Source organism: Salipiger bermudensis, from assembly GCF_019801965.1.
Lineage (GTDB): Bacteria > Pseudomonadota > Alphaproteobacteria > Rhodobacterales > Rhodobacteraceae > Salipiger > Salipiger bermudensis_A.
Map to the genome: position 1 here is coordinate 1 of NZ_JAHVIA010000005.1, position 14280 is coordinate 14280.

At 67.4% G+C, this 14280-nt stretch carries 14 protein-coding genes; 11 read left to right on the forward strand and 3 right to left on the reverse strand.

Translation table 11 applies throughout. The features are described from left to right. Positions 1 to 111: 111 nt before the first annotated feature. The 6 genes from KUV62_RS11860 to KUV62_RS11885 all read left to right on the forward strand — a co-directional run bounded on the left by KUV62_RS11860 (position 112) and on the right by KUV62_RS11885 (position 6793). Positions 112 to 798 carry an adenylate kinase gene (locus KUV62_RS11860; RefSeq protein WP_222603928.1) on the forward strand — a complete coding sequence of 229 codons (687 nt, stop codon included), beginning with the start codon at positions 112 to 114 and terminating at the stop codon, positions 796 to 798. 67 nt (positions 799 to 865) lie between these two features. Next, the gene (locus tag KUV62_RS11865; RefSeq protein WP_007801131.1) at positions 866 to 1129 is read left to right on the forward strand and encodes a DUF4212 domain-containing protein; all 264 of its coding nucleotides are present in this window, start codon (positions 866 to 868) and stop codon (positions 1127 to 1129) included. A gap of 6 nt (positions 1130 to 1135) precedes the next feature. Then, positions 1136 to 2914, forward strand: a complete 1779-nt coding sequence (locus KUV62_RS11870; protein WP_222603929.1) for a sodium:solute symporter family protein — start codon at positions 1136 to 1138, stop codon at positions 2912 to 2914. 112 nt (positions 2915 to 3026) lie between these two features. Further along, positions 3027 to 4850: a putative nucleotidyltransferase substrate binding domain-containing protein gene (locus KUV62_RS11875; protein WP_222603930.1), complete on the forward strand. Its 1824-nt coding sequence runs from the start codon at positions 3027 to 3029 to the stop codon at positions 4848 to 4850. A gap of 24 nt (positions 4851 to 4874) precedes the next feature. Then, a complete protein-coding gene (locus tag KUV62_RS11880) occupies positions 4875 to 5387 on the forward strand; it encodes a hypothetical protein (protein WP_222603931.1) in 513 nt (170 codons plus the stop codon). Beyond that, entirely contained in the window at positions 5384 to 6793 is a 1410-nt protein-coding gene (locus KUV62_RS11885; RefSeq protein WP_222603932.1) for an exonuclease domain-containing protein, read from the forward strand. Before KUV62_RS11880 ends, KUV62_RS11885 begins: the two co-directional genes overlap by 4 nt. A 62-nt stretch (positions 6794 to 6855) precedes the next feature. Here the strand turns inward: KUV62_RS11885 and KUV62_RS11890 are convergent, their stop codons facing one another. After that, on the reverse strand, positions 6856 to 8178 hold the full coding sequence (locus KUV62_RS11890) for an aspartate aminotransferase family protein (protein ID WP_222603933.1): 1323 nt from the start codon (positions 8176 to 8178) through the stop codon (positions 6856 to 6858). Positions 8179 to 8303: 125 nt separating this feature from the next. Between KUV62_RS11890 and KUV62_RS11895 the strand changes: the two genes are divergently transcribed. The 3 genes from KUV62_RS11895 to KUV62_RS11905 all read left to right on the forward strand — a co-directional run bounded on the left by KUV62_RS11895 (position 8304) and on the right by KUV62_RS11905 (position 12459). After that, positions 8304 to 9269, forward strand: a complete 966-nt coding sequence (locus KUV62_RS11895; protein ID WP_222603934.1) for a TAXI family TRAP transporter solute-binding subunit — start codon at positions 8304 to 8306, stop codon at positions 9267 to 9269. Between the two features lie 124 nt (positions 9270 to 9393). After that, positions 9394 to 12021 (forward strand): TRAP transporter permease, encoded by a 2628-nt coding sequence (locus KUV62_RS11900; RefSeq protein ID WP_222603935.1) that lies wholly within the window; start codon positions 9394 to 9396, stop codon positions 12019 to 12021. A gap of 12 nt (positions 12022 to 12033) precedes the next feature. Further along, positions 12034 to 12459: a universal stress protein gene (locus KUV62_RS11905; protein ID WP_222603936.1), complete on the forward strand. Its 426-nt coding sequence runs from the start codon at positions 12034 to 12036 to the stop codon at positions 12457 to 12459. 39 nt (positions 12460 to 12498) lie between these two features. Here the strand turns inward: KUV62_RS11905 and KUV62_RS11910 are convergent, their stop codons facing one another. Then, the gene (locus KUV62_RS11910; RefSeq protein ID WP_222603937.1) at positions 12499 to 13053 is read right to left on the reverse strand and encodes a helix-turn-helix domain-containing protein; all 555 of its coding nucleotides are present in this window, start codon (positions 13051 to 13053) and stop codon (positions 12499 to 12501) included. Positions 13054 to 13074: 21 nt separating this feature from the next. Between KUV62_RS11910 and KUV62_RS11915 the strand changes: the two genes are divergently transcribed. Both KUV62_RS11915 and KUV62_RS11920 read left to right on the forward strand, forming a co-directional pair. After that, positions 13075 to 13620, forward strand: a complete 546-nt coding sequence (locus KUV62_RS11915) for a GNAT family N-acetyltransferase (RefSeq protein WP_222603938.1) — start codon at positions 13075 to 13077, stop codon at positions 13618 to 13620. Then, positions 13617 to 14054 (forward strand): DMT family transporter, encoded by a 438-nt coding sequence (locus tag KUV62_RS11920; RefSeq protein ID WP_222603939.1) that lies wholly within the window; start codon positions 13617 to 13619, stop codon positions 14052 to 14054. The genes KUV62_RS11915 and KUV62_RS11920 overlap by 4 nt, the downstream gene beginning before the upstream one ends. A gap of 80 nt (positions 14055 to 14134) precedes the next feature. Here KUV62_RS11920 and cydX read toward each other — a convergent pair whose 3' ends face one another. After that, positions 14135 to 14272 carry a cytochrome bd-I oxidase subunit CydX gene (gene cydX / locus KUV62_RS11925; protein ID WP_222603940.1) on the reverse strand — a complete coding sequence of 46 codons (138 nt, stop codon included), beginning with the start codon at positions 14270 to 14272 and terminating at the stop codon, positions 14135 to 14137. Positions 14273 to 14280: the final 8 nt, after the last annotated feature.

A 14280-nucleotide genomic window follows, 5' to 3' on the forward strand; every position in this document is an offset into this window, starting at 1 on the left:
CGCAAGATCGCCGAGAACGACTACGGCGCCCTCGGCGACACCTCGACCCTCGCCGATCCCTCGGTGGTCGACGACCTCATCGAAAACCGCGCCAACAAGGGGTGATCTGAGATGGACGGACAAACCATGACCGCCGCCCCCGTGCTCATCCTTCTCGGCCCTCCGGGGGCCGGGAAAGGCACCCAGGCGCGCATGCTCGAAGAGAAATTCGGCCTCGTGCAGCTCTCGACCGGCGACCTTCTGCGCGCCGCCGTGGCCCAGGGCACCGAGGCTGGCAAGCAGGCCAAGGCCGTCATGGAAGCCGGCGGGCTGGTCTCCGACGAGATCGTCATCGCCATCCTGCGCGACCGGCTCGCCGAGCCCGATTGCGCCAAGGGCGTGATCCTCGACGGCTTCCCGCGCACCACCGTGCAGGCCGAGGCGCTTGACCGTCTTCTTGCCGAGACCGGCCAGAAGATCGACGCTGCGGTCAGCCTCGAGGTGGATGACGCCGCGATGGTGACCCGGATCTCGGGCCGCTACACCTGCGGCGGGTGCGGCGAGGGCTATCACGACGCCTTCAAGCAGCCCGCCAAGGCGGGCGTCTGCGACAAGTGCGGCGGCACCGAGATGAAGCGGCGCGCCGACGACAAGGCCGAGACCGTGGCCAGCCGGCTCGAGGCGTATCACGCCCAGACCGCGCCGCTGATCGGCTATTACGAGGAGAAAGGGGCGCTGTCGCGGATCGACGCGATGGGCGCCATCGACAAGATCGCCGCCGATCTCGGCGCGATCGTGGAGGACGCGACGGCCCACTGAGGGCCGCCGCAGGGCCGCACCTCGGGACGGGGGCGGCCGGGACATCAAGGAGAGGAGGGACCCGCTCATGGCGGATCACACATCGAGCGGCGAGGCCTATTGGAAGGCCAACCTGCGCATCATCATCGTTAGCCTCATCATCTGGGCCATCTGCTCGTTCGGCTTCGGCATCCTGCTGCGCCCGATGCTCTCGGGCATCACGGTGGGCGGCACCGACCTGGGCTTCTGGTTTGCCCAGCAGGGCAGCATCCTGGTCTTCCTGGCGCTGATCTTCTTCTACGCCTTCCGGATGAACAAGCTCGATAAAGAGCACGGCGTGGACGAGGAGTAAGTCGATATGGATCAGTTTACCATCAACCTGCTGTTCGTGGGCGCGTCGTTTGCGCTCTACATCGGCATCGCGATCTGGGCCCGCGCGGGTTCCACGTCGGAATTCTACGCCGCCGGTCGCGGCGTTCACCCGGTCACCAACGGCATGGCGACCGCGGCCGACTGGATGTCGGCGGCGTCGTTCATCTCGATGGCGGGCCTCATCGCCTTCGTCGGCTATGACAACTCGTCCTTCCTGATGGGCTGGACCGGCGGCTACGTGCTGCTGGCGCTGCTGCTTGCGCCCTACCTGCGCAAGTTCGGCAAGTTCACCGTGTCGGAGTTCATCGGCGACCGCTTCTACAGCCCGACCGCGCGCCTGGTGGCCGTGATCTGCCTGATCATCGCCTCGACCACCTACGTGATCGGCCAGATGACAGGCGTCGGCGTGGCCTTCGGCCGCTTCCTCGAGGTCGACAGCACCACCGGCCTGCTGATCGGTGCGGTGATCGTCTTCGCCTACGCCGTGTTCGGCGGCATGAAGGGTGTGACCTACACCCAGGTGGCGCAGTACTGCGTGCTGATCCTCGCCTACACCATCCCGGCGATCTTCATCTCGCTGCAGCTCACCGGCAATCCGATCCCGGCCCTTGGCCTGTTCGGCGACTCCACGTCGGGCGAGCCGCTGCTGGCGACACTCGACGGCATCGTGACCGATCTCGGCTTCGCCGAGTACACCGCGCACAACGGTGACACCTTCAACATGGTGCTCTTCACCCTGTCGCTGATGATCGGCACCGCCGGTCTGCCGCACGTCATCATGCGCTTCTTCACCGTGCCGAAGGTGGCCGACGCACGCTGGTCCGCCGGCTGGGCGCTGGTCTTCATCGCCCTGCTCTACCTGACCGCCCCGGCGGTGGGTGCCATGGCGCGCCTCAACATCACCCAGCAGTTCTGGCCGGAAGGTGTCGAGGGTCAGGCCGTATCGATCGAGCAGATCGAGAGCGATCCGACCTATGACTGGATGCAGACCTGGCAGCAGACCGGCCTTCTGGGCTGGGAAGACAAGAACGGCGACGGCCGCATCCAGTACTACAACGATGCGTCCGACGCGATGGCCGAGCGTGCCGCGGCAGAAGGCTGGCAGGGCAACGAGCTCACCAACTTCAACCGTGACATCCTCGTTCTCGCCAACCCCGAGATCGCCAACCTTCCGGGCTGGGTGATCGGTCTGGTGGCTGCCGGTGGCCTCGCCGCCGCGCTCTCCACCGCCGCCGGCCTGCTGCTCGCGATCTCCTCGGCGGTGAGCCACGACCTGATGAAGGGTCAGCTGACCCCGAACATCAGCGAGAAGGGCGAACTGATGGCGGCGCGTGTCGCAATGGCGGTGGCCATCGCGGTGGCGACCTGGCTGGGCCTCAACCCTCCGGGCTTCGCAGCACAGACCGTGGCCCTGGCCTTCGGTATCGCGGCGGCGTCGATCTTCCCGGTGCTGATGATGGGCATCTTCTCGAAGGTGAACAAGCAGGGCGCGGTTGCCGGCATGCTGGCAGGCCTGCTCACCACCCTGATCTACATCTTCCTGCACAAGGGCTGGTTCTTCATCCCCGACACCAACGCCTTCACCGATGCCGATCCGCTGCTCGGCACCATCAAGTCGACCTCGTTCGGCGCGGTGGGTGCGGTGATCAACTTCGCGGTCGCGTTCACCGTCTCCAAGATGACGGCACCGATCCCGCGGGAGATCAGCGAGCTGGTGGAAAGCGTGCGCGTGCCGCGTGGCGCGGGCGCAGCCCAGGACCACTAAGCCTCAAGGGTCAGGCCGCGCGGCGGCCTTTCCCCTACCCTTTCATCCCGTCCCGCGTTACTCCGGGGCGGGATTTTCGTTTCCACCGTTCCGCCTGACCGGGAGGGCCGCCATGCCGATCGCACCCGAAGAGCTGCTCCGCTTCCTCAGCGGCGTGCACCCGTATGACGCGCTCGACACCGACGCGCTGGAAAGCCTGGTGCCGCAATTCGTGCAGCGCCGCCTCCCCGCCGGCGAGCCGATCTATGCCTACGGCCACCCGCTCGAGGGGCTCTACCTGATCCATTCCGGGCAGGTCGAGATCCGCGACGAGAACGAGGTCGTGGTCTCGCTGCTGGGGCCGCGCAACTCCTTCGGCGAGCGCGGGCTGGCGCGCGACGGCATCGCCGCCACCTCGGCCCGCACGGTCGAGGAGACGCTGCTGCTGATGCTGCCGGTCTATGCCTTCAACGAGCTGGTGCGCGAGCACCCGGCCTCGAAGCGCTTCTTCGACCGCTCGCGCGGCGCCAAGCCGCGCAAGACCGACCTCGCCCACAGCCGGGTCGAGACGCTGATGGCCCCCAAGCCGCTGACCCTGCCGCCCTCGGCCACCGTGCAGGAGGCCGCGAAAGCGATGGCCGAGCGCCACGTCTCCTCGGTTTGCGTCACCGACGCCGAGCGGCTTCTCGGCATCCTCACCGTCCGCGACGTCTCGGGCAAGGTGGTGGGCGCCGGCCTGCCCTTCGACACGCCGCTGGCGCGCGTGATGACCGTCGATCCGATGACCCTGCCGCCCTCTGCCATCGGCTCGGACGTGCTGCACATGATGATGGAGCGCAATATCGGCCACGTGCCGGTGAGCGAGGGCGGCAAGCTTGTCGGCATGGTCACCCAGACCGACCTGACCCGCTTCCAGGCGGTCAGCTCCGCCGAGCTGGTGGCCGAGATCGCCCGCGCCGAGAGCCCTGCCCGCATGGCCGAGGTCACCGCGCGCATCCCGCAGCTTCTGGCGCAGCTCGTCGCCAGCGGCAACCGCCACGAGGTGGTGACGCGGCTGATCACAGACATCGCCGACACCGCCACCCGCCGCCTGCTGGCGCTTGGCGAAGAGACGCTCGGCGCGTCGCCGGTGCCCTATCTCTGGCTTGCCTGCGGCTCGCAGGGGCGTCAGGAGCAGACCGGCATCTCGGATCAGGACAACTGCCTGTTCCTCGACAATGCCGCCAGCGACGACGACCTGCGCTACTTCGCGGAGCTCGCCAAGTTCGTCAGCGACGGGCTCGATGCTGCGGGCTACTACTACTGCCCCGGCGAGATGATGGCGACCAACCCGCAATGGTGCCAGCGCGTCGGAACATGGCGGCAGTATTTCACCAACTGGATCAAGAAGCCCGATCCCAAGGCGCAGATGCTGGCCTCGGTGATGTTCGACCTGCGCCCGATCGGCGGCACCAAGGCGCTTTACGAGGAGCTGCAGGCCGAGACGCTGGCGGCGGCGGCGAAGAACTCGATCTTCGTGGCCCACATGATCTCGAACTCGCTCAAGCACACGCCGCCCCTTGGCCTTCTGCGCGGCTTCGCCACGATCCGCTCGGGCGAGCACAAGAACACCGTCGATCTCAAGCATAACGGCGTGGTGCCGGTGGTCGATCTGGCGCGGGTCTACGCGCTGCAGGGCGAGCTTGCGGAGGTCAACACCCGCGCCCGCCTCGAGGCGGCGGTGGCGGCGGGCAAGCTCTCGGGCTCGGGCGGGCAGGATCTGCTCGACGCCTACGACCTGATCGCCGAGACCCGTCTCGAGCATCAGGCGGCACAGGTGAAGCGCGGCGAGGCGCCCGACAACTACCTCGCCCCCGCCGACCTGTCGGATTTTGAGCGAAGTCATCTGCGCGATGCCTTCGTGGTGATAAAGTCGCTGCAATCGGCCCTCGGGCACGGGCGCGGCATGCTGGGCTAGGGCCCGCTCTCTGGGAGGAGAAGAATGTTTCTGGAACTGATCGCCGTTTTCGTCGCGGGCTTTGCCGGTGCGGGCGCCATCATGCTGCTCAACAAGGTCTTCGGCGGACGGCTGCCACGCTGGCTGGCGCCGGTGGGCGCGGGCGTGGCGATGATCGCCACCACGATCTCGAGCGAGTATGGCTGGTACGGGCGCACCGCCGAGGCGCTGCCCGAGGGCTTCACCGTGGCCCAGGTGCATGAGTCGCGCGCGCTCTACCGCCCCTGGACCTACGCCGTGCCGATGGTCGACCGCTTCATCGCCGTCGATCACGGCACCCGCCGCGCCAATAGCGAGACCGAGGGGCTCTATCTCGCCGATCTCTACTTCTTCGCACGCTGGCAGCCGGTGCAGTCGGTCGAGATGATGGTCGATTGCGTCAACCACCGCCGCGCCGACCCGGCAGGAGGCGACGGCGGCGCGCCGGTCTGGCGCGAGGCGGGTGCGGATGACGCCATCGTCGCGGCGGTCTGCGACGCGCCGGAGGGCACCGCATGATCACCAAGCTGAGCCTGCGGCTGCGGATCTTCCTGTTCTTCGTGCTGCTGGGCCTCGGCGGCAGCGTGGCGGTGGGCATCGCGCTGGGGTTCGGCTACGTCCGCGCGCTCGACACCACCCCCGCCAACGGCTTCGTCTTCGCCGGCATCCTCTCGGCGCTGGCGCTGCTGGCGCTGACCGCCGGGATCTGGCTGCTGTTCGACGAGAACGTCGCCAAGCCGATCGAGAAGCTCGCCGCCGAGATGCGGGTGCGCGCCCATGCCGGCGTCGCCCGCGAGGTCGACCTGCAATCGGCGCGCTATCTCGGCGATCTCGCCCATGCCGCCCACGCGGTCTCCGAGCGGCTCACCGACAGCACGATGGACACCGCCCAGAAGATCGCGCTCGAGACCGAGCGGCTGGCGCGTGAGAAGGAGCGCCTCACCGCCCTGCTCACCGAGATCCCGGTGGCGATGATCCTGGTGAACCCGCGCGGCCAGATCGTGCTCTACGACGGCCAGGCGGCGGAGGTGCTGGCGCAGCTGCACGTGCCGCGCCTGAACGCGCCGCTGTCCGATTTCTTCGAGGCCAAGGGGCTCGATGCGGCGGTGAAGACGCTGCACAAGACCGGCCGCGAGGTGAGCTTCGTGGCCGAGGGTGTCGACGGCGCGCAGAGCTATTCGGCGCGGCTGAAACCGATGGAGGGCGGCGGCTACATGATGGTGATCGACGGCGCCCAGACCCACATGGCGCCCGAGGCCGAGCGCCCGCTGGTCTATGATTTCGACCTTCTGACCCACGATGCCCCCGAGGCGGTCGAGGAGACGCCGCTGGCGGCGCTGAGCTACACCGTGTTCGACACCGAGACCACGGGGCTTCTGCCGCACAAGGACGAGGTCGTGCAGATCGGCGCGGTGCGGGTGCTGAACGGGCGCATCGTGCCCGGCGAGGTGATGGACCAGCTGGTCGATCCCGGCATCCCGATCCCGCCCAGCTCCACGAAGGTGCACCAGGTCAGCGACGCGATGGTGCGGGGCCAGCCCGACATCGCCGAGGCCGGGCGGCGCTTTCACCGCTTCGCTAAGGGCTCGGTCATAGTGGCGCACAATGCGCCCTTCGACATGGCCTTCCTGCGCCGCCACCGCGCCCGCATGGGGGTCGAGTGGGATCACCCGATCCTCGACACCGTGCTGCTCTCGGCGGTGCTGTTCGGGGCCAGCCAGACCCACACGCTCGATGCGCTTTGCGAGCGGCTCGGCGTCGAGATCCCGCCGCAGCTGCGCCACACGGCGCTCGGCGATGCCCATGCCACGGCGCAGGTGCTGGTGATGATGCTGCCGATGCTTCAGGCCCGCGGCATGACAACGTTCGGCGACGTGCTCGAGGAGACCCGCAAGCACGGCCGTCTGCTCGAAGACCTGAACTGAAGCCCCCCCCCGGCAGAGCGCAGACGCGCCCTGCCCTCAAAGCCCGCCCGCGGGGACCTCCGTCAGCCCAGCACCGCCTTCATCGCGGCGTCGAGCTTGTCGACCAGCTCGCCCACCTGATCCTCGCTGAGGATGAAGGGCGGCGCGAGCAGGATGTGGTCGCCATTGGCGCCGTCGATGGTGCCACTCATCGGGTAGCAGATCAGACCCTCGGCGAAGGCCGCCTTCTTGAGCTTGCCCGCCACCCCTTTCGCGGGATCGAGCGGCGCCTTGGTGTCGCGATCCGCCACCAGCTCAATGCCGAGAAACAGCCCCCGGCCCCGGATGTCGCCGACATTGGCGTGCTGGCCGAAGCGCTCTTCCAGCGCACCGCGCAGCATCGCCCCGACAGGTGCCACCCGCTCGACCAGCTTGTCGTCCACCAGCCGGTCGAGCACCGCGTTGGCGCCGGCGCAGGAGGTCGGGTGGCCGAGATAGGTGTGGCCGTGCTGGAAGAAGCCCGAGCCGTTCTCGATGGCGGCGTAGATCTCCGCCGAGCACAGCATCGCCCCGATCGGCGCGTAGCCCGCGCCCAGACCCTTGGCGATGGCGCAGATGTCGGGCGAGACGCCATCCTGCTCGCAGGCGAAGAGCGTGCCGGTGCGGCCCATGCCGCACATCACCTCGTCGAGGATCAGCAGGATGCCGTTCGCGTCACAGATCTCGCGGATGCGCTTGAAATAGCCCGGAACCGAGGGCACCGCTCCCGCCGTCGCGCCGACCACCGGCTCGGCCACGAAGGCCATGACGTTCTCGGCGCCGAGCTCCTCGATCTTCTCCTTGATCTCCAGCGCCAGCCGTGCGCCGTATTGCTCCTCGGTCTCGCCGGGATGGATGCCGCGATAGGCGTAGCACGGGGCAACGTGATGCACGTCGATCAGCAGCGGCGCGAAAGGCTCCCTGCGCCATATGTTCCCGCCGGTCGCCAATGCGCCGAGAGTGTTTCCGTGATAGCTCTGCCGGCGCGCGATGATGTGGCGCCGCGCCGGTTCGCCCTTCTCGAGGTAGTACTGCCGCGCCAGCTTCAGCGCCGACTCCATCGCCTCGGACCCGCCGGCGACCACGTAGACCCGGTCAAGCCCTTCAGGCGCCAGCGAAATCAGCCTGTCCGCGAGGCGCTCGGCGGGCTCGGATGTGAAAAAGCCGGTATGCGCGAAGGCCACTTGCCCAAGCTGCGCCTGCATCGCCGCAACGACCTTCGAATCGCTGTGCCCGAGGCAGGACACCGCCGCGCCCCCGGAGCCGTCGAGGTAGGCCTTGCCATTGGAATCGTAGAGATAAGCGCCCTCGCCGCGGGAAACGACCGGCGGGAGAGACTTGGTGTGACGCGGGAAAATATGAGACATCGCGGACCATCCTTGAGCCTGACGCGGGGTCATGCATCGGCAATCTTGCCCTGTTTGCATCCTCGCTTAGTTCTGGGCACTATCATCAGCACAAATTCAATCAAGATCACAGGGAGAACGATCTGATGAAAACCACCCTCTTCGGCGCCGTCCTGTCTGGCGCGCTCGTCATGGGCGCGGCAGCCAGCGCGCAGGACCAGCAGTTCATCTCCATCGGGACCGGCGGCGTGACCGGCGTGTACTACCCGACCGGCGGCGCGATCTGCCGTCTGGTGAACAAGAGCCGCAAGGAGCACGGCATCCGCTGCGCGGTCGAATCGACCGGCGGCTCGGTCTACAACATCAACACCATCAAGGCCGGCGAGCTCGAGTTCGGCGTGGCCCAGTCCGACTGGCAGTACCACGCCTATAACGGCAGCTCGCAGTTCTCCGACAACCCGTTCCCCGAGCTGCGCGCGGTGTTCTCGGTCCACCCCGAGCCCTTCACCCTGCTCGCCCGCGCCGATGCCGGCGTCGAGAAGTTCGAGGACATCGCCGGCAAGCGTGTGAACGTGGGTAACCCGGGCTCCGGCCAGCGCGCCACGATGGAAGTCGTCATGGACGCCTTCGGCATCGGCATGGACGATCTCGCCCTCGCCACCGAGTACAAGGGCTCCGAGATGGCCCAGCAGCTCTGCGACGGCAACATCGACGCGATGATCTACACCGTGGGCCACCCGGCGGCGGCGATCCAGGAAGCCACCACCACCTGCGACGTGAAGCTCATCGACGTGGTCGGCGAGCCGATCGACAAGCTCGTGGCCGACAACCCCTACTACCGCGTCGCCACCATCCCCGGCGGCATGTACGCGGGCAATGACGAAGACACCACCACCTTCGGTGTCGGCGCCACCTTCGTGACCTCCTCCGAGGTGCCGGAAGACGTGGTCTACGTTGTTGCCAAGTCGGTGATGGAAAACATCTCGGACTTCCAGCAGCTGCACCCGGCCTTCGCCAATCTCGATCCGGCACAGATGGTCCAGGATGGTCTGTCGGCGCCGCTGCACCCCGGTGCAGAGAAGGCCTACAAAGAGCTGGGCCTGATGGAATAAGGGCACGCTTGCCCGCGGGCGCCGGCTCTTCCGGCGCCCGCACAAAGCTCTGAGGCTGCGCGAGAGAAACAGCGCAACCCGCTCAAAAACATAAAATATATCCTTTCAACAGGGGGACTGGGCGATGGTGGATCAACCGTCAACGGAACGCACTGCCGACGACATGGTGGCGGAGGCCGATACCGGCGCGCGCAACCCGACCAACTGGCAGGGCACGCTGATCATCGGCACCTGCATCGCGTGGTCGCTGTTCCAGCTCTACATCGCCTCGCGCATCCCGGGCATGCTCGCGCAGGCCACCGGCATGAGCATCTTCGCCAATATCGTGGCGCAGGCCCGTTTCGTGCACCTGGCCTTCGCGCTGGCGCTCGCCACCATGGCCTTTCCCCTGACCAAGACCGCCCCGCGCGACCGCATCCCCGCCTATGACTGGGCGCTCCTGGTGCTTGGCGTCTCGGCCTGTCTCTACCTCGTGGTCTTCCGCTTCGAGATCGCCAGCCGCCCCGGCCTCTGGAGCGCCACCGACATCACCATGTCGGCCATCGGCATGATCTGCCTGATGATCGCGGTCTACCGTTCGCTCGGCCTGCCGCTGGTGATCATCGCCTGTATCTTCGTGGCCTTCGCCTTCTTCGGCGGCTACTCGGAATGGGCCCGCAACATCACCAATTACGGCGGCGCCTCGCTGTCGAAGGCGCTGGGGCATTACTGGATGCAGACCGAGGGGGTCTTCGGCGTGGCGCTCGGCGTCTCGACCGCGATGATCTTCCTCTTCGTGCTGTTCGGCGCCCTGCTCGACCGCGCCGGCGGCGGCAACTGGTTCATCCAAGTCGCCATCGCGCTGCTGGGCGCGCTGCGCGGCGGCCCGGCCAAGGCCTCGGTGCTGTCGTCGATGCTGACCGGCATGATCTCGGGCTCGTCGATCGCCAATACCGTGACCACCGGCACCTTCACCATCCCGCTGATGAAGCGCATCGGCTTCCCGGCCGAGAAGGCCGGTGCCGTCGAGGTGGCCTCCTCGACCAACGGCCAGCTGACCCCGCCCGTCATGGGCGCGGCGGCCTTCCTGATGGTCGAATACGTCAACATTCCCTATATCGACGTGGTCAAGCACGCCTTCCTGCCGGCGGTGATCTCCTACATCGCGCTGCTCTACATCGTGCATCTCGAGAGCCTGAAAATGGGGCTCAAGGGGCTCGAGAAACCGGGCCGGCGCATCGGCGTGCTGATGATCCTGATCCTGTTCCTGTCGGGCTTCATCCTGCTCGGCGCGCTGACCTTCCTGATGATCGGCCTGCGCACCCTGCTCGAGCCGATCATGGGCAACTCGATCTATGCCGCCGTGGCCCTCGTCGCGGTGATCTACCTGGTGCTGCTGAAGATCGCGGCGAGCCTGCCCGAGATCAAGGAAGACACCGATCCAGACGCGCCGCCCAAGGCACCGCGCCTGACCCCGACGCTGATCGGCGGACTCTACTTCGCCATCCCGATCTTCATCCTGGTGTGGAACCTGATGGTGCGGACCGACACGCTCGACCGGCTGTCGCCGGCGCTCTCGGCCTTCTGGGCCACCTTCTTCATGATCATCATCGCGCTGACCCACCGCCCGCTCAAGGCAATGTTCCGCGGCCATGACGTCGGCGTCGAGGCGCGCGCCGGCTGGGGCGATTTCGTGCAAGGTCTGATCCTCGGCGCGCGCAACATGATCGGCATCGGTGTCGCCACCGGCGCCGCCGGCATCATCGTGGGCACCATCTCGCTGACCGGCGCGCACCAGGTCATCGGCACGGTGATCGAGGTGATCTCGGGCGGCAACCTGATGGTGCTGCTGATCCTCGTGGCAGTACTCTCGCTGATCCTCGGCATGGGCCTGCCGACGACCGCCAACTACATCGTCGTGTCCTCGCTGATGGCGCCCGTCATCATCAGCGTCGGCGCGCAGGTGGGGCTGGTGGTGCCGCTGATCGCGGTCCACATGTTCGTGTTCTACTTCGGCATCCTCGCCGACGATACGCCACCGGTAGGCCTTGCCGCCTATGCGGCGGCGGCGATCTCGCGCGGCGACCCGATCAAGACCGGTCTGCAGGGTTTCGGCTATGACATCCGCACCGCCCTGCTGCCCTTCCTGTTCATCTTCAACACCGACCTGCTGCTCATCGACGTGAGCTTCGGGCACGCGGTCTTCGTGTTCTTCATCGCCTTGTTGGCGATGTTGCTCTTCGCCGCCGCGACGCAGGGCTACTTCATCGCCAAGTCGCGGATTTGGGAGAGCGCGGTGCTGCTCTTCATCGCCTTCATGCTGTTCCGGCCGGGCTTCTTCCTCGACATGGTCGAGGAGCCCTATGTCTCGGCCTCCGGCGGCGCGGCGCTCGAGCTGATGGCCGAGGAGCCCGATGGCGCCGAGATCCGCGTCTTGGTCGAGGGCCCCGATTTCGACACCGGGCAGCTGCGCCCGACCACCGTCGTCATCCCGGCGGTCGCGGGCGATGCCGAGACGGCGCTGGCCGATCAGGGCCTGACGGTGATGGAAGAGGACGGACGGCTGCTGCTCGACGAGCCCTTCCCCGGCACGCCGCTCTTCGATCAGCTCGGCACCGAGTATGATTACTACGGCGACAACCCGGTGGTGATATCGGCGGTCGAGGTCGCAAACGAGCGCATCGCGAAGGAATGGTTCTTCATTCCGGCGCTGCTGCTGCTGGCGGGGATCGTGATGATCCAGCGCCCGCGCGCCACGCAACCGGCCTTCTGAGGAGGAGAGGCAATGTACCAGACGATCCTGCTGGCGGTGGACATCAACGATCTGCCGGAATCGGGCCACGTGGCCGAGGCGGCGGTGCGCATGGCCAAGGACGAGGGCGCCACGCTACACGTGGTCAACGTCATCCCCGGCTCGGGGATGGCGATGGTCGGCTCCTATCTCGGGCCAGATCAGGCCAACGCCATCAAGGCCGAGGCCCGCGACAAGCTCACCGCATGGGCAAAGGCGGCGATCCCCGAATACCTGCTCGGCAAGGTGAAGGTGACGCAGGGCACGATCTACCACGAGATCATCAAGGCGGCGAAGGAGCTCGACGCCGAGGTCATCGTGGTGGGCGCCCACCGCCCGGCCCTGAAGGACTATCTCGTCGGCCCCAACGCCGCCCGCGTGGTGCGCCACGCGCCGCAGACCGTCCTGGTGGTGCGCTGAGCCGAGCGGCCCCGGCCCGTCGCGCCCGAGCGGCGGGCCTCAGATCCGCGCAACGACCACCACGTAGCTGCAGGGCGCGTCGCTGCGGTTGACGAAGCTGCAGCGCCGTGGCGTGCCGAGGGTCAGGCAATCGCCCGGCCCCACCTGCCAGACCTCCTTGCCCTCCTCGAAGGTCAGCTCGCCCGACTGAACCCAGATGCTCTCCATCAGGAAGCCGAAGCTCTGCGGCGGAAAGCTCACCCGCGCGCCCGCCGGGAGCGTCACCTTGACGATCTCCAGCTTGCGCCGTCCGGCCTCGACCGGGGGCGTGAGCACCTCGCGGACATAGCCGGTCTCGGGATCCTGCCAGACCTCGCGATCCCGCGCCCGCGACAGCCGCGAGGCGCCGGTCACCGGCTCGGCCAGCATCTCGGACATCGTCATGCCGAAGGCCCCCGCGAGCCGCCCGATCACCGCCGCCGTAGGGCTGCTCTCGTCGGCCTCGATACGATGGATCATCGCGCGCGAGACCCCTGCCCGTTCCGCAAGCTCGGTCAGCGACCATTCGCGCCGCTTTCGCTCATCCTGGATCTTTCGGGCTAGACCTGTGCTCATGGCGTCTAATATATTAGACAAATGCTTCCCGATCCAAGCCTTTCCGCCACCGCCCCGCAGATCGACGACGCCTCCGAGGCGGATCTTCCGGGCATTCTCGAGATCTACAACGACGCGGTGCACAACACGCTGGCGATCTGGAACGAGACGCCGGTCGATCTCGCCAACCGCCGCGACTGGTGGCAGGCCCGGCAGGCGCAGGGCTACCCGGTGCTGGTGGCACGCGACGCCGGCGGCGCGGTGCTGGGCTATGCCAGCTTCGGCGACTGGCGGGCCTTCGAGGGCTTCCGCCACACCGTCGAGCATTCGGTCTACATCCACCCTGAGGCGCGCGGACAAGGGCTCGCGCGCGTGCTGATGACGGCGCTGATCGAAAGGGCGCGCGGCCTCAACAAGCATGTCATGGTGGCCGGCATCGAGAGCGGCAACGCCGCCTCCATCGCGCTGCACCGCAGGCTCGGCTTCACCGTCACCGGAGAAATGCCGCAGGTCGGCTGCAAATTCGGGCGCTGGCTCGACCTCACCTTCATGCAGCTGGCGCTCGACGCCCGCGAGGTGCCGGAATGACCCTTCTCGTCACCCTGCTGCTGCTGGTCACCGCCGGCAGCGCGCTGGTGCTGCAAAACGCGCTGATGCTCGAGGCGCGCACCGTCTCGGGCTCGATCTGGGTGGCGCTCTGGCTGAACTCGGCGGTGGGTCTGGTGGTGCTGAGCGTCACCGCGCTGGCGGTGGACGGGCCCGAGGCCTTCGCCCGGCTCGCAAGCGGGCGCTGGTGGATCTTCCTCGTGCCGGGGCTCCTGGGCACCCTCTTCGTCTTCGCCAGCCTCACCGGCTATGCGCAGGTTGGCGCGACCCTGACGATCTCGGCGCTGGTCGCCTCGCAGGTGGTCGCGGGGCTCGGCTTCGACACGCTGCGCGGCACCAGCGTGGCGCCGCTGCAGATCCTCGGGCTGGTGCTTCTGGTGGTCGGCGTGGCGCTGGTGATCGGCGCGCGGAGCTGAGCCGGAATCCGCCGCGGGGCCCGGACGGCCTGCGCCCGGACCCCGCTTGCATGCGAGGCGGGACGATGCCCAGCATGATCTCAGTGCTCGTGCTCTCCCATCGGGCAATCGCCCTCTTCGGAGAGGCAGGCATCGCTGCGCAGCTCGAGCCACATCGCGTTCAGCACCGCGAAGAGCGCGGCCAGCGGAAGGCCAAGGATCCAGGCGAAATACCACATGATGTCTC

Coding starts and splice junctions, on each gene's coding strand:
- KUV62_RS11860 (WP_222603928.1), top strand. CDS start 112: ATGGACGGACAAACCATGACCGCCGCCCCCGTGCTCATCCTTCTCGGC.
- KUV62_RS11865 (WP_007801131.1), top strand. CDS start 866: ATGGCGGATCACACATCGAGCGGCGAGGCCTATTGGAAGGCCAACCTG.
- KUV62_RS11870 (WP_222603929.1), top strand. CDS start 1,136: ATGGATCAGTTTACCATCAACCTGCTGTTCGTGGGCGCGTCGTTTGCG.
- KUV62_RS11875 (WP_222603930.1), top strand. CDS start 3,027: ATGCCGATCGCACCCGAAGAGCTGCTCCGCTTCCTCAGCGGCGTGCAC.
- KUV62_RS11880 (WP_222603931.1), top strand. CDS start 4,875: ATGTTTCTGGAACTGATCGCCGTTTTCGTCGCGGGCTTTGCCGGTGCG.
- KUV62_RS11885 (WP_222603932.1), top strand. CDS start 5,384: ATGATCACCAAGCTGAGCCTGCGGCTGCGGATCTTCCTGTTCTTCGTG.
- KUV62_RS11890 (WP_222603933.1), bottom strand. CDS start 8,178: ATGTCTCATATTTTCCCGCGTCACACCAAGTCTCTCCCGCCGGTCGTT.
- KUV62_RS11895 (WP_222603934.1), top strand. CDS start 8,304: ATGAAAACCACCCTCTTCGGCGCCGTCCTGTCTGGCGCGCTCGTCATG.
- KUV62_RS11900 (WP_222603935.1), top strand. CDS start 9,394: ATGGTGGATCAACCGTCAACGGAACGCACTGCCGACGACATGGTGGCG.
- KUV62_RS11905 (WP_222603936.1), top strand. CDS start 12,034: ATGTACCAGACGATCCTGCTGGCGGTGGACATCAACGATCTGCCGGAA.
- KUV62_RS11910 (WP_222603937.1), bottom strand. CDS start 13,053: ATGAGCACAGGTCTAGCCCGAAAGATCCAGGATGAGCGAAAGCGGCGC.
- KUV62_RS11915 (WP_222603938.1), top strand. CDS start 13,075: ATGCTTCCCGATCCAAGCCTTTCCGCCACCGCCCCGCAGATCGACGAC.
- KUV62_RS11920 (WP_222603939.1), top strand. CDS start 13,617: ATGACCCTTCTCGTCACCCTGCTGCTGCTGGTCACCGCCGGCAGCGCG.
- cydX (WP_222603940.1), bottom strand. CDS start 14,272: ATGTGGTATTTCGCCTGGATCCTTGGCCTTCCGCTGGCCGCGCTCTTC.